The organism is Dyadobacter sp. HNCC25DJ184, from assembly GCF_056895215.1.
On the sequence record NZ_JBXHAQ010000004.1, the window covers coordinates 1 to 13,108 of the forward strand.

Consider the following 13,108-nt stretch of genomic DNA (forward strand, 5'->3'; position numbering starts at 1 on the left):
AGGCGTGTCACGTCCAGAAAAAGGTTGACCTTGGAAAGGCAGAATCAATGTTTTCTGAACCTTATTTTTTGGGTTGATGGTTAAAATAAGCGAGCAGTTAACCCTTAACCCGTTCACCTTTTAGCCCTTTTCCCGTCTCCTTTCATAAAACCAAAATGTCTAAAAAACCCATCACCTTCATCAAAGAAATCATCTTAGCGATCATTGATTTCTTCTATCCGCCATTTCGTAAGCTTATTCCTGTTCAAACGTTCAGGTACCTTGCTTGTGGCGGTGGCGTGACTGTTTTGGGCTTGTTTATATTTTTCGTTAGCCATCATTTTCTGTTGACTCCATTCCTTCACACGGAAGTCGTATCAGGAAAAACGGAAGAATGGATTTCCCTTGGGCCAGTCTCTATGACGCGATATATTGCTGCATATGCAGTGTCTCTTGTGATAAGCTTCCCGATTGGTTTCTTCCTTTCCAAGTTTGTGGTTTTTCAGGAATCACAATTAAAAGGTAGGATCCAGCTATTCAGATATGCCTCTCTCCAAATTCTAAATATCATTTTCAACTACTTCCTACTACACTTTTTCGCGGGATATTGTGGTTTCTGGGCAACTCCATCTCAAACATTAGCTGCCGTAATCCTAGCCACATTCAGTTATTTCTTCCAAAGATATATCAGCTTCCGGGCACCAAGAGAAACGAGCCTGATTGAAAATAACGATATAAGGGACAGGGTTAAAAGGTAATACGGTTAAGTACCGCCAGCCGTTAACCTTTACCCCTTGGCCATTCCCCCCTTTCGTTCCTTCCTCCATCTTCCCTTCCCCCCTTCTTCCCTTCCCCCCGTCCCGCATATTATCCCAACATTAACAAACTCCCCTTCCCCGTAATAAATCATGCTTTCCTAAACTCAGATTATTAACTTTATGCATATTTAATCGTTTATATATAGTATCGGCTGAAACATCTCCGGCGTCCGTCCCGATCGCCGATAGCTTAAAGCCGACAGCCCTAAGATTATGACGCTCAGTCCCCGATCCATTGCCATTGTACTGGCACTTCTCATATCTGTTATCACGACTTCATTCCTTGCGTTTGTTCCCGAGGTCAGCTCTGGAATGCTCTTCGTCGTGGCGGTTTCCAGTGCGGTTTCTTCCTTTTTTCTGGTATTGTATGCCGTTGACATCATTGTGTTCCGCGAAGTGAACAAGATGTACCGTACGATTCATAAGCTGAAAATGAAGGATTTCAATATGACTCCACGTAAAAAGCTGATCCGGGAATCTAATCCCATGAAAACGATCAACGATGAAATATTCGTGTACGTGACAAAAAAGCAAAAGGAGATTGATGAGCTCAAAAAACTGGAGTTGTTCCGGCGTGAATTCCTTGCCGACGTTTCCCATGAGTTCAAAACACCGATTTTTGCGGCTCAGGGCTTTATTCACACGTTACTTGAAGGAGCGATGGACGACGAGAAAGTTCGGGAACGTTTCCTGATCAAAGCTGCCAATAATCTGGATAGCCTTGATGTGCTGGTGAAAGACCTTTTGGTTCTGTCTCAGATGGAAACGGGTGATATAAAGATGAATCTGGTGCCGGTAGATATGCATGCGCTGACCCTTAATATATTTGGCCGTCTGGAGCATATTGCGACCACCCGTCAGGTTACGCTTAAAGTGAAACCTGATGATATCAAAGAGGTTTTCGTGAAAGCCGATCAGGACCGGATTGAGCAGGTGATGCTGAACCTTGTGGAAAATGCGATAAAATATGGCAATGAAGGCGGAAAAGTGATCGTACATTTCCGAGAATACAAAAGAAACGTAGAAATAGCCGTTCGGGATAATGGGCCTGGAATTCCGGAAGAGCATTTAAATCGTATTTTTGAGCGGTTTTATAGGGTAGACAAGAGCAGGTCCAAAGAACGGGGCGGCACAGGACTTGGTTTAGCGATTGTGAAACATATCATCAATGCTCACAATGCTAAAATCACGGTGATGTCCAAGCCGGATAAGGGTACCACTTTTTCTTTTAAACTTGATAAAGTCCACGCAAGTGAGCCTGAAAAACAGGAGCACACGATTCACGAAACAAATCAATAATTCACTATTCATAAACAAGTTCTATGTTCGTTCATAACGTATTCTTCTGGTTAAAAGAAAAAGATAACGCCGAAGCAAGTGCAGCACTTCTTGCGGGTATCAAATCCCTGGAAGCTATCGAGTCCATCAAGTCTGTATATATCGGACCGCCAGCTGCAACGCGCCGTCCGGTAATCGACGCTACTTACGACTTTGCCGAAATCCTGATCTTCGATGACGAAGCGGGTCATGACGTATACCAGGTTCACCCACTCCACAAAAAATTCGTAGAAGACTGCGCTCACCTTTGGGAGAAGGTAGTGATCTACGATGTGGAAGCATAAAAATAACGTTATCCACACTTATCCACACTTATCCACATTTTATCCACATTTACGGTGAATAGGAATGTTAATAAGTGTGGATAAATTATTAATACCCTCAATATGAGAAGACTACAATTTGTATAACTTAGTTTTCCTGTGTGGATAAGTGTTAAAACACACAACTTTTTGCCTGGTTTTCCACACTGGTCTCAATCGAAACTCCGATTTGGCAAACATTCTCTAACAGATATCCCCACGTTATTTTGCTCCGTCGATTCCTGATTGTGAGGTTTTGTCTTTCCCCTGTTCCTTGAATTTCGCGTTTTCAATTTTCAAAACGACGGCATTCGGCCATCTGCGATTGGTATAAAAACGCTGGCCGTTTACTGCACTTACTGCCAGACCAAGTGGCGTAGGAAATGTCTTTACAGTGGCATCAAAATTATTGACATATTCCACAAGCTCACTTTTATAACCCAGTATACTCACCTTGGTTTTAGAATTCCCTTCGATCAATGGAAACAGAAAATCTCTTCTCGTGCCATACGTCCACTCCTCGGGTTCTTTGCGTGTGATATAGGCGTAGATATATTTTTCATCATTCGATTGTGTAAACCAGATATTCTTGTCGCGAATCACCGAAAGAGGCTTCACATTGTATATCGACTCGCTGTTGGCAAAATTCCAGAGTGCAATCTCTCTCAATAAAGATTCCTGCTCGATCTGAATTTCTCCGTTCGGTTTTGGCCCGACATTCAACAGAAAATTCCCGCCTTTTGCCCTGATCTCGATCAACATATTAATAATTTCAGTGCCTGATTTCTGCGGATCATTGGTAGGCTTGTATTGCCAGTCGGTGCCCATTGTGTAACATGCTTCCCAAGGCCTTGGAGAGGCTTTGTCCGGGATATTCTGTTCCGGAGTATTCATCGCGTCGCGGGTGATGACCAAATCCGGTGCCAGACTCCATGCATATTCACGAAGACCATCGCCCGGCCCGTCAAAAAACATGATATCAATTTTTCCGTAGTTCGTCAACAGTTCCTTAATCTGCTGCTTGTCATATTCCATCAGTTTCGGATTGTTCATTGGAAATTGTCTCTGATCCTGCAAACGGCCGAGTGGTATACCGTTTTGATAAAAGAACAGAAAATCCTCAGGAGAAAAGTAAATCCCGATCGCAATTCCCTGCTTTCGGAATGCATCCGTAATCGCCTTCGTCACATCCTTGCTGAAGGGAGTATTCATGACGTTAAAGCTGGTTGACTTACTGTCAAACATGCAAAATCCGGAATGGTGCTTGGCCGTGAAAACCACATATTTCATCCCAGCAAGACGTGCAAGCGTGGCCCACTCGTCCGGATCAAATTTCTTGGGATTGAAGAACGTTGGCAACTCCTTCATATACTTGTCCACATATTCGTCGGAAGCGCCCGCAAGTGAATGACTGATCACCGCACCCAGGCTAACATCCACATTCCAATGGATAAACATGCCAAAACCCAGATTCTGAAACCATTCCACTCGCTCTGGTTTGTTTTGTTTTTGCTGCGCCTGAGCAGAAGCGAAAATGGTTGAGAATACAACAATTAGAAGTAAGCGTCGGATATTCATATAATGTCGATTTGATATGCAGTAACAAGACGGTCCAAGTTGCCTCAAATACCCTATTTTATTCCTTTTTTTTCCATAAACCTTGGATAATCATCTCCAAGACTTTTTGTTTGCAGAATATTTCACTCGTCATTCCCCGGAATTCCCAACCGCTCATGCTGGCCATTTCAATTGTCGTTTATTTATTACTGAATCTTGTGATCGGCTTTTGGGCGTCCAGAAAAATTTCCAGCACCTCCGATTTCCTACTGGCCGGGAGAAGTCTTCCGCTCATTCTTGCTGCTTCAGCGACGTTTGCCACATGGTTTGGTTCAGAGACCATCATGGGCGCACCGGCCGTTTTTATTGAAAAAGGAGTTTTAGGAATTATCGAAGATCCGTTCGGCGCTTCGCTTTGTCTTTTTTTAGTGGGTATATTCTTCGCCCGCAGATTTTACAATATGAACATCATCACCTTCTGTGACTTTTACAGAATGCGATATGGGCGTGTTTCCGAAATTCTTTCCGCGGTTCTCATCATTCCCTCCTATTTCAGCTGGATCGCAGCGCAGCTTTTGGCAATGGGTATTGTTCTTAAAATTGTTCTGGGCTGGACTCTGCTGAACTGCATATTGCTGAGTTCGGGTGTCGTGATTATATATACCATTTGGGGTGGAATGTGGTCGGTATCTATCACCGATTTTGTGCAAACAATTTTAATCGTTATCGGTCTGATCGTTGTCGCGGTTGTCCTTTTCCAAAAAACAGAAGACCCGACGGCCCTCATTGATAGTGCACCCAAAGGATATTTCAACTTTTTCCCCGAAGCAACCTTCAAGAATTATGTGGAGTATTTTGTGGCCTGGATTACGATCGGGTTAGGATCTATCCCTCAGCAGGATGTTTTTCAAAGAGTGATGTCCGCTAAATCAGCAAACGTCTCCGTGAAGGCGACACTGCTGTCTTCATTTCTATACCTCACAGTCGCGCTTCTACCAATTATGATCGGATATATGGGTGTTAAACTCTATCCCAGCCTTGCCAATCAGGGACAAATGATCATTCCTCAAATGGTATTGATGCATACCGAAACTTATGTTCAGATATTGTTTTTTGGCGCACTGGTTTCGGCTATATTAAGTACTACAAGTAGCGCAATTATGGCCCCAGCGGCTGTTTTGGGAGAGAATATTGTCAAATTCTTTTACCCAAACCTGACGGACAAACAACTTCTTATCCTCATCCGGGTTGCCATTCTGGTGATAACGATCATATGCATCGCGATGGCCACAACGCGTGAAAGTATATTCGAATTGGTGTCAGAATCTTCATCTTTCAGTTTAGTATCACTCTTTATTCCACTCGCCGCTGGAGTATATTGGAAAAAAGCCACTCAATTAGGGAGTGTTCTTTCGATGATAGCGGGCTTGGTTGTCTGGCTTCTGTGCATTGCCATCGAGACTGCATATCCGCCGGAGATATATGGGTTGTTAGCAGGGTTAGCCGGGATGGTCTTTGGAAGCTATTTTGAGCGGCTGGGGGTTATGCGTTAGCTATCAGTCTCATTGGGCTGTATTGCGTGTCATTTTGGCTTTAGCTGACCTTTTATCTCATAAGCGTTTCAAACGCAAAACCATGAGAAACCGATTGCAAATCGGTTTCAGCGCGAAATTGCAAATCGGTTTCAGCTGCTAACAATCTCATTTCTTCCGGCAAACCATATTGGGGTTTTCTTGAAATCTCTAAAGAATACGAGCGGATGAACACAATATCCACCCGCTCTCACCTTAATCTCACAATTCAATCACTCTCTTTTCCTCACTACTTTTAATTGCAGCTTCCAGGATTGTCATGGTGTTGACACCATCCTGTGCCGTCACAGGTTCGGGCAGTTCGTTTACAATCGACTGATACACTCCTTCAAAATACTCCACATAATTACCTTTTTCGGTTGGGACGATTTGATGAGAAACGGCTCCTTTATTGTCCAAAAACAATATGCCCGCCATTTCTTCCGGTTCCTTACACCAGTTTTCGTAGTCGGGCTTGACGCCTTTTATCAACTGGTCTTCCTGCTGGTCTCCTCTTGCTTTCAGGAATGATCCGGATTTTCCATGGACTATATATGCCGGTGCCATTCCAGCGCAAATGAATCCGCCTTTTACATGAACCCTCAGGTTGTCGTAATAAAAAAGCATATCGAAATAATCATTCACTTGCGAGTCTGTGCGAACGATTCTTAAATCAGCAAAAATGGCCTTTGGCATACCAAACAGCGACAATGCCTGATCAGTTGCATGTGACCCTCGATCTCTCAAAAGTCCCGCACCCGGACTTGGAGTTTCCAAATGTACCTTCGCATTAAGGGCTGGCAAATGTTGTTCGTATGCAATCGTTACTTCGGTCAATTCTCCTAAAACGCCCGATTGAATTACTTTCTTAACGGTTTTGAAATCGCTGTCCCATCTGCGGTTTTGAAATACAGAAAGCTTCAAACCCTTCGCGTCCGCCAAGTCCTTCAACTCTTGCGCCTCGGCAGCGGTCACTGTGAACGCCTTTTCCACCACCGCATGTTTTCCTGCTTCCAGTGCTTTTTTGGCATATTCGAAATGGGTATTGATCGGCGTATTGACAATCACCAGTTCCACTTCACGATCTTCCAATACAGACTCCAGAGTCGGATAACTCTGTACGTTCGGATAATCCTGTTGAATCAATTTCTTGCTTCTTTCCCAGCATCCGGTAATCTCAAATCCGGGATGTAAATTCAGAAATGGTGCCTGGAATATTTTCCCGGACATTCCATAAGACAATATGGCGGTCTTTACAGTTCTTTGCTCTGTGGACATAATGAATAGGTTATTGGTAGGCTCAGCGTAGATATCCCCGATCAATATGATGAAGATCAACTCTTGCCCGAAATTAAACAAGGAGTGTCAGAACCTTTCGATAATAGCTTAGGGAATTCCAAAAAATTATAGAATTTGAAATCAACACCTATTGGAAGGCATTGACCGATTCGATAATGAAGGTTATCTCAGACTCGGTGAGGGCCGGATTCAGGGGCAGACTAAGCACCTCACGATGAATGGATTCTGTAATAGGCAAGTTCAGATTATTCCAGTCAGGAAAAGCCTTTTGCTTGTGAACCGGAATAGGATAATGAATATCCGTTTCAATTCCACAGTTCAACAGATATTCTTTTAGCCGATTGCGTTCCGGATGGCGAACCACGAATAGATGCCAGGCATCGTCTTCAATCGTAGCAAATGGAGGTAACTGCAGTCCTTTCAACCTCAGCCCATCTGCATACTTTCTGGCGACTGCTCTTCTCCTTTCGTTCGACGCATTCAGATAAGGAAGTTTGGCTGATAACACCGCCGCCTGCATTTCATCCATTCGGCTATTCACGCCTTGATAATCATTCATATACCTGATCTTGGATCCGTAATTTCTCAGGTATCTTACCTTTTCAGCAAGGACATTACTGTTGGTGGTTATGGCTCCGGCATCTCCAAGTGCGCCCAGATTTTTAGTCGGGTAAAAACTGAAAGCAGTTGCGTGAGCCACAGAACCAACTTTCTTTCCATGACGTAAAGCACCGTGGGCCTGTGCGGCGTCAGTTACCATTTTAAGCTCGTATCTATCGGCAATGGCTAGAATTCGTTCTACATCACAGCTTTTGCCATATAAGTCTACCGTCAAAATTGCCCTGGTGTTTTCCGTAATATGCGCTTCAATATTGTCGGGATCAATGAGCAGCGTGACGGGGTCGGGTTCGACCAACACTGGCACAAGGCCGAGGTTACACAGCGGAAGAACAGAAGCGATATAAGTATTCGCAGGAACAATGACTTCTGACCCGACTGGAAAATTGTAGGCTTTGAAAATAAGCATGATCGCGTCAGATCCGTTGGCAACACCAACGCAATGACCTGCATCGCAGAATTTGGCAAATGCCAACTCAAAATCATTGAGCTCATGACCCGCTATATACCAACCGGACGCCAGAACGCGGCTTACTGCCTGTTCTATGGCTTTATCATAAGGCTGATTAATCTTTTTGAGATCGTAGAACGGTATCATGAAAGGCTGTTTTGAAGATTCAACAATACCAAAAAATCCACACGCTCCAGCTAGGTATACTAACGGAGTCTTGCCAAAAATGCCGCGACACTTTGTCCCGACAAATCGAAGATGATATTAGGAAAAATTCCGAGAACGACCGCCAAAATCGCGAGTGGAGCCAGTAATAAATATTCCCTGGACGTCAAATCGGTCAAAGTTGAAGGGTCGCCTTTGTACCAAAGTTCACCAAAGAACATGCGCTGATAAGTCCATAAGAAATAGGCCGCAGCCAAAACGATTCCGATTGTTGACAGCGCAGGAATCCATACCGGCATCATTTCTGCACGGAAAGCACCCATCAAAGTAAATAACTCTCCAACGAATCCTGAAAAGCCAGGAAGGCCGAGCGACGCAAAAAACGCGATACCTACAAAGACAGTATATCGAGGCATTACCTTTATCAAGCCCTTGTAACTATCGATCTGGCGATCATGTGTACGATCGTAAATCACACCAGCCAGTAGGAAAAGCATGGCAGACAACACCCCATGACTTACCATCTGATAGATCGCGCCGTTGATCCCTTCGGCAGTAAAAGCGGCAATACCAAGCAGTACAAATCCCATGTGGGAAACTGAAGAATAGGCGATCATTTTTTTCATATCGCTTTGCCCCAATGCATTGAAACCGCCATATATAATGGATATCATACCCAAAATTCCAAGCGGGATCATACTGTACTGGGCTTCGTATGGAAAAAATCCGTCGACAATTCGAATAAATCCGTAACCACCAATTTTCAACAATATACCTGCTAAAACCACCGAAATAGGTGTTGGTGCCTCTACGTGCGCATCAGGTAGCCATGTGTGAACCGGAACTACTGGAAGTTTTACTGCAAACCCTGCAAACAAAAACCAGAACGCAAGCAGACGAACCGGGGTATTCAATATGTAAAGTTCAGATGCATTCCCCAGAATCGATTCCGGGATATAGTTGCCGAAGTTTGTCAGGTATTCAAAACGGAAAGTATGCACGAGTTGCTCAGGTGCTAGTCTTCCTTCGGCCAGCAATTGCTGAATAGAATTGATCAGGTCTGCCGATGCCGTTTCGCCCGCCCCAAGCATTCCAATCGTTCTCGCAGTTTCCACGGGATCAATTACGGACAGGTACAATGCGATCATGACGATCAGTATCAGCAAAGATCCGAGGAAGGTATATACAAAGAATTTTAAAGCCGCATATTCTCTTCTTGGACCACCCCAAAGACCGATCAGGAAATACATCGGGAGCAACATAAACTCAAAGAAAAGATAGAAAAGGAAGAAGTCCTGCGCCAGAAAGCAACCTAAAACGCTGGCCGTCAATAATAAATAAAGACTAAAATAAGCTTTGACCTTGTCCTTAATATTCCATGAACTGACCACTCCGGCAAGCATGACGATCACCGCCAATAAAACCAGTGGAAAACTGATCCCATCAACTGCAAGCGAATAATCAATCGATACAATACCGAGCGAACCGATGGCAAGCGTGATCCAATCGACATTTTCAGCAAACTGATATCCCGCTTCAGCAGTATTGAACGATGTATAAAGGATGATCCCGGCAACTGTTTCCAGAATCAATGTAAAAAGGGCAATCCACTTGATATTTTTCTCTTGCGACTCAGGGCAAACGGCAACTGCCAATGCGCCCGCAATAGGTAGAACTATAAGTAAGGTGAGTATATGGTCAATCATCAAAAACTGATTCAGATTTTAGAACTGTATTACAATATTGCTAACCATAAAAGCAGCAGGACAATGCCCGTCGCAGTAACGAGGTAATAAGACTGTATCTTCCCGTTTTGCCAGCCACGAGCGTAATTTCCAGCCGAACGGATGATAACAACGATGAAGCTAACGCCTCCGTCCACAATTTTGCTATCCGCCCAACTCACCAGATGAGCCAGAACGACTGTTAATTTGCCAATAAAATTAACTGCTCCATCAACCACGGTTCTTTCAAGTCGACCCAGTTGAGTGGCGACAAAACCGAAAGGTACCAGAAAATAGGACTCATTGGAATAATCACGCAACCAGAATGATATAGGCTCTGGTTTGATATCTGAAGATATTAAACTGTGAACCTCAAACGGATTTTCCTTTTTCGATTCCCGGAACGCTAGATATATGGCCAACGCGCTGACTACCGTTGCGGCGAAAGGAACCCAGCTGATATGTGAAGATTCTGTAAAACCCAAAAAGGAAAGAAACCAGCCCCCTTCGGCATTAAACGGATTCATTGAAAACCATATGAAAAACGACAGCAGGGACAAAAGAACCATCGGCAACCACATCACGACCGGTGACTCATGCGGATGAACCTGCTCTGACGTAAATCTGGTTTCACCAAAAAATACCAGCCAAAGTTGTCGCATCATATAATATGCTGTTAGTCCTGCAGATGCCATGATTAATACCGGAAAGATATAAGCGAGGTTCCCAATGTGGGAAGCATGCAAAAATCCTTCGGTGATGATCGCATCTTTTGACAAGAATCCTGAAAACAGAGGAAGTCCTGCAAGTGAGGCCGCACATAGACTAAAACACCAGAATGTGATCGGTAATTTCTGTCGCAGTCCGCCCATATTGCGCATATCCTGCGGATCAAAACTGTGGTCGTTCGAATGCATGGCGTGGATTACGGAACCGGCAGACAAAAACAATCCGGCTTTAAAAAACGCATGGGTAGCCAAATGAAAGAGCGCCAGTTGCCAGCTACCGAGTCCAACGGATGTTACCATTAAACCAAGCTGAGACATCGTCGAAAATGCCAATACCTTTTTGATATCCCATTCACGAGTCGCTTTTACAGCACCACTAACCATGGTGATCGTTCCAATAACTGCTATGAAAAGCTGGGCATCTGGTGTGAGCAGGAAGAAGATTCTGGCCAAAAGGAATATCCCCGCGGCTACCATCGTGGCTGCATGAATCAATGCCGAAACGGGTGTGGGCCCTTCCATGGCATCAGGAAGCCAGCCTGAAAGTGGAAACTGAGCCGATTTTCCCATACATCCTCCGAAAAGGCATATCCCTATGAAAGTGAGCATGCCGGGCTCTATGTTTCCCAAGGAAGCACCAAGCACTTCAAAGTCGGTAGAACCAATATAGTAAAACAACAAAAGAATACCCGTCAAAAAGGCCGCATCACCGATCCGGTTCATAACGAATGCCTTCTGGGCCGCCCAAACCGGTCTTTTCTTTTGATACCAAAAACCAATCAGGAGATAGGATGAAAGGCCCACCAACTCCCAGAATATATACATCACGATCAGGCTCCCGGACAGTACAATACCCACCATCGAGAACAGAAAAAGCTGAATGAAAGAAAAATAGCGGTGAAGATTTTCGTCCTTCTTGAGATAAGAAGTGGAATATACCTGAACCAGGAAAGCCACAAAATGAACAATCCCCAACATCACATACGTCAGATTATCAAGCCGGAATGAGACGTTGATGACCGTGTCGCCAATATTAATCCAGTCGAAGCTGAATATCTGAATTTGATGCGGATCGGTAAAAACAAGGCTTAAAATCAGCCCCGTAAGAGTGGCAACTGCGCCGATCCAACCAGAAAGTGCGTTTAATTTTTTACCCGAAAGCCACAGGAACAGAAATGCCAAAAAAGGAATCGCAAGAAGCAAGCTTACCGGAAATAAATCTGTGGTGCCGGGCATATATGGGGAGAATTCAATTCATTCGGCAAATATCTTGAATAAAAGCCCGAATTCAAACTCTATTAAATGTCTTTGTCAATATCGTCAAACTTTCCGTCGCCATCAACCACGCCCAGCAACTCCCTCAAATCATATGTCGACTTATTATATGTATTTCCGAGCACAATGATCACCGCTTCCGATTTGGGGCATACCCAAAGCATCGTGTTGTAACCTTTCCACCAACCGCCATGATATATGAATTTTGGAGATTTGTCGTCATTGGTGTGCATCCGGAAACCATATCCATAGTTACGAATACCAGCTCGCTCAAAACTTCTGGGCGTAAATGCCTCTTTCAGCATTTTCTTATTGACCAGATATCCTTTTGTCAGGCCGTTGTAAAAACGATATATATCTCCTGTCGTTGAATAAACTCCTTTATCGCCGACAACTTCATCGAAATAATCTTTTGGTAAACTATGTCCATATTGATGTCCGACTGTGCGATTAGCCAACGCAGCAGACGAGCTATCTGTTACAAGGAAGGTATTACTCATCCCTAAAGGAATGAAAATATGGTCCGTCACGTATTTGTCGAAACTGGCATGAGTTACCTTTTCAACAATGGCCGCCAATACACAATAATTCGTATTGCAATATTGAAAACCACGTCCAGGATATCCATATGGAGCCGGCCTGGGTTTTACTTTAGCATACCAATCCATGATTGTCATATTGGACGGATATTTCTTACCATGGCGAACACTATCTGGAAAAGAATATACATAGTTCGGCAGACCGCTGCGATGGCTCAGCAACATATCGATCTTGACGCCGTGGTATGGAAAATCAGGAAAGAAAGTCTGAATCGAGTCATTCAGGTTCAGTTTCCCCTCTTCGATCAACTGCAGGATTGCAACCGCTGTGAATGGTTTTGACAAAGATGCCAGTTGAAATCTTGACTCGGCAGTCAGCGTGTCTTTTTCTCTGAGACGTGCATATCCAAACGAATGCTGATATAATATCTGCCCATCCTGAACCACAAGCACGTTTCCGTTAAAACCTGCACGGCGTTTCCGGTTAAATATTTCTTCTATCTTTTGAATTTTGAATGATGTCTCCGGATTTGGATTGGAAATCGGCTTTGGATCAAGCTTTTCTACGATTTCTCTTTTCATCGCTACTCCCGGCTTGGAAGTAGGAGTTCTCCGAATCAAACCCCAGGAGACAATGAAGATAATCAAGGCGGCTCCTGCTCCCCACCACACTTTCGGCTGCACTTTTTTCAACATAGGCTTTTTAAAAGGCCACTAATTTGTTTCGATATGCAAGCAAAGTTA

At 44.1% G+C, this 13,108-nt stretch carries 10 protein-coding genes; 4 read left to right on the plus strand and 6 right to left on the minus strand.

Annotation, left to right across the window (positions count from 1 at the left end):
• Positions 1-155 precede the first annotated feature (155 nt).
• The 3 genes from AC1XUD_RS07010 to AC1XUD_RS07020 all read left to right on the plus strand — a co-directional run bounded on the left by AC1XUD_RS07010 (position 156) and on the right by AC1XUD_RS07020 (position 2,419).
• A complete protein-coding gene (locus AC1XUD_RS07010; protein ID WP_483360262.1) occupies positions 156-737 on the plus strand; it encodes a GtrA family protein in 582 nt (193 codons plus the stop codon).
• A 273-nt stretch (positions 738-1,010) separates the two neighbouring features.
• Positions 1,011-2,096 (plus strand): sensor histidine kinase, encoded by a 1,086-nt coding sequence (locus AC1XUD_RS07015; RefSeq protein ID WP_483360263.1) that lies wholly within the window; start codon positions 1,011-1,013, stop codon positions 2,094-2,096.
• A gap of 23 nt (positions 2,097-2,119) precedes the next feature.
• Complete coding sequence (locus AC1XUD_RS07020; RefSeq protein ID WP_483360264.1) at positions 2,120-2,419, plus strand: Dabb family protein; 300 nt, start codon at positions 2,120-2,122, stop codon at positions 2,417-2,419.
• Between the two features lie 240 nt (positions 2,420-2,659).
• Here the strand turns inward: AC1XUD_RS07020 and AC1XUD_RS07025 are convergent, their stop codons facing one another.
• A complete protein-coding gene (locus AC1XUD_RS07025; protein ID WP_483360265.1) occupies positions 2,660-4,015 on the minus strand; it encodes an alpha-L-fucosidase in 1,356 nt (451 codons plus the stop codon).
• 110 nt (positions 4,016-4,125) lie between these two features.
• Between AC1XUD_RS07025 and AC1XUD_RS07030 the strand changes: the two genes are divergently transcribed.
• Entirely contained in the window at positions 4,126-5,547 is a 1,422-nt protein-coding gene (locus AC1XUD_RS07030; protein ID WP_483360266.1) for a high affinity choline transporter 1, read from the plus strand.
• A 240-nt stretch (positions 5,548-5,787) separates the two neighbouring features.
• On the opposite strand, the gene AC1XUD_RS07035 is transcribed toward AC1XUD_RS07030, so the two are convergent.
• The 5 genes from AC1XUD_RS07035 to AC1XUD_RS07055 form a co-directional block, all read right to left on the minus strand.
• Positions 5,788-6,843, minus strand: coding sequence for a Gfo/Idh/MocA family protein (locus AC1XUD_RS07035; RefSeq protein WP_483360267.1), 1,056 nt, complete (start codon positions 6,841-6,843; stop codon positions 5,788-5,790).
• Between the two features lie 148 nt (positions 6,844-6,991).
• Entirely contained in the window at positions 6,992-8,080 is a 1,089-nt protein-coding gene (locus tag AC1XUD_RS07040; RefSeq protein ID WP_483360268.1) for a DegT/DnrJ/EryC1/StrS family aminotransferase, read from the minus strand.
• Positions 8,081-8,139: 59 nt separating this feature from the next.
• Positions 8,140-9,804, minus strand: a complete 1,665-nt coding sequence (locus AC1XUD_RS07045; RefSeq protein ID WP_483360269.1) for a complex I subunit 4 family protein — start codon at positions 9,802-9,804, stop codon at positions 8,140-8,142.
• 29 nt (positions 9,805-9,833) lie between these two features.
• Positions 9,834-11,786, minus strand: a complete 1,953-nt coding sequence (nuoL, locus tag AC1XUD_RS07050) for an NADH-quinone oxidoreductase subunit L (protein ID WP_483360270.1) — start codon at positions 11,784-11,786, stop codon at positions 9,834-9,836.
• 62 nt (positions 11,787-11,848) lie between these two features.
• A complete protein-coding gene (locus AC1XUD_RS07055; protein ID WP_483360271.1) occupies positions 11,849-13,060 on the minus strand; it encodes a serine hydrolase domain-containing protein in 1,212 nt (403 codons plus the stop codon).
• Positions 13,061-13,108 lie beyond the last annotated feature (48 nt).

What these genes read in the sequence shown, in the direction of transcription:
- AC1XUD_RS07010 (WP_483360262.1), top strand. Translation starts at nt 156, where the DNA reads ATGTCTAAAAAACCCATCACCTTCATCAAAGAAATCATCTTAGCGATC.
- AC1XUD_RS07015 (WP_483360263.1), top strand. Translation starts at nt 1,011, where the DNA reads ATGACGCTCAGTCCCCGATCCATTGCCATTGTACTGGCACTTCTCATA.
- AC1XUD_RS07020 (WP_483360264.1), top strand. Translation starts at nt 2,120, where the DNA reads ATGTTCGTTCATAACGTATTCTTCTGGTTAAAAGAAAAAGATAACGCC.
- AC1XUD_RS07025 (WP_483360265.1), bottom strand. Translation starts at nt 4,015, where the DNA reads ATGAATATCCGACGCTTACTTCTAATTGTTGTATTCTCAACCATTTTC.
- AC1XUD_RS07035 (WP_483360267.1), bottom strand. Translation starts at nt 6,843, where the DNA reads ATGTCCACAGAGCAAAGAACTGTAAAGACCGCCATATTGTCTTATGGA.
- AC1XUD_RS07040 (WP_483360268.1), bottom strand. Translation starts at nt 8,080, where the DNA reads ATGATACCGTTCTACGATCTCAAAAAGATTAATCAGCCTTATGATAAA.
- AC1XUD_RS07045 (WP_483360269.1), bottom strand. Translation starts at nt 9,804, where the DNA reads ATGATTGACCATATACTCACCTTACTTATAGTTCTACCTATTGCGGGC.
- nuoL (WP_483360270.1), bottom strand. Translation starts at nt 11,786, where the DNA reads ATGCCCGGCACCACAGATTTATTTCCGGTAAGCTTGCTTCTTGCGATT.
- AC1XUD_RS07055 (WP_483360271.1), bottom strand. Translation starts at nt 13,060, where the DNA reads ATGTTGAAAAAAGTGCAGCCGAAAGTGTGGTGGGGAGCAGGAGCCGCC.